The sequence below is a fragment of the Helicobacter sp. 13S00477-4 genome, from assembly GCF_002272785.1.
GTDB lineage: Bacteria > Campylobacterota > Campylobacteria > Campylobacterales > Helicobacteraceae > Helicobacter_J.
The window spans coordinates 1-1,331 of record NZ_MLAS01000030.1; the positions used below are offsets into that span (position 1 = coordinate 1).

2 protein-coding genes are annotated in these 1,331 nt (G+C 31.1%); both read right to left on the reverse strand.

What is annotated here, in order from left to right; translation table 11 throughout:
- Nucleotides 1-292: AMP-binding protein (locus BKH44_RS08600; RefSeq protein WP_143428340.1), on the reverse strand; the 292-nt coding region annotated here is incomplete at its 3' end.
- Nucleotides 289-1,331 (reverse strand): AMP-binding protein (locus BKH44_RS08605; RefSeq protein WP_095272428.1); only part of this gene is annotated, 1,043 nt, incomplete at its 5' end. The genes BKH44_RS08600 and BKH44_RS08605, both read right to left, overlap by 4 nt.

A 1,331-nucleotide genomic window follows, 5' to 3' on the forward strand; every position in this document is an offset into this window, starting at 1 on the left:
TTTCTAAAATAGATTTTAATCTTTCTTTAGGGCTTTTAATATCCAAAGGCATATAAACATTTCCAGAAAGTAAAATCCCTGCTATAGATAAAAGTGATTGGATATTTTTAGGGAGGAAAATGGCTATGATTTTAGGAATGGGGGGGGGGGTAAAATTAAGCATATGTGTAGATAAATAGCAAGCTTTTGTGTAGAAATCTTTAAAGCTTATTTGTGAAGTAGAATCTTCAAAACCAATTTTATTTGGATATTTTGCTACTGTGGCAATTAGGTATTCAATAGCATTTTTCATTTCGATTCCTTTTTGAATGTTTTTAAGGCTTTTCTATCAATTTTTGAATTAGGGTTTAAGGGCAGGGTTTCTAACCAGATGTATTCTTGAGGTAGCATATATTTTGGGAGTTTGTCTTTGAGGTGATTGAAAATTTCAGCTTTTGAAATTTCTTTTTTTGATTCATAAAATAGCCTAATGATAGAGTTTTGTTCATCATACACCACACATACTCCTTCTATAGCATCAAAATCTCCTAATGCAAGCTCAATTTCTCCAAGTTCTATACGGTAACCATTGTGTTTGATTTGTTGGTCTTTTCTGCCTGTGAGTATGATATGTCTATCAGCAGTATAATAACCCAAATCACCTGTTTTATATACCCTATCTTCATATTTTTGATGCAGAGGGTTTTGAATAAAAACTGAATTTGTTTTTTCCAAATCATTATAATAACCTAGTGAAAGGCAGCTGCCACGAACACAGATTTCACCTATTTGATTGGATTTTGTGATGAGTTGGTTGGATTCATCAAAAATCATCACTTGAGTATTGCGACAAGATGTTCCAATAGGTAGGCTTTCATTTTCTTTGAAAGTTTTATCTATGATATAAAAGGTGCAATCAACAGTTATTTCTGTAGGTCCATATAGATTAGCAAAAGTAGTTCCTGGATAGTTTTCCATCCAATAATTAAGGGTTTTTGTTGGCATGTTTTCACCTGCAAATAAAATCTTTTGGAATTTGGGTTTGGAACTATCAAGGATTTTGTTTTTGGCAATATTATTCAATAATGATGGCACCCAAAAAATATAATTGATATGCTTTGTGTATAGATATTGTAATAAGTCTTTTGGGAATAAAAACTTTTCTTCAGGGATAATCACAAGTTTGATGCCTTTAAAAAAACACAAATAAATATCAAGTACTGAGTTATCAAAATAAAAAGGTGATTGATTGCCAATAATATCATCAGGTTTAGGACAAATCTTATCTTCATTCAAAATCCATTCAATATAATCAATAATAGAACGATGAGATACTACTACTCCTTTTGGGA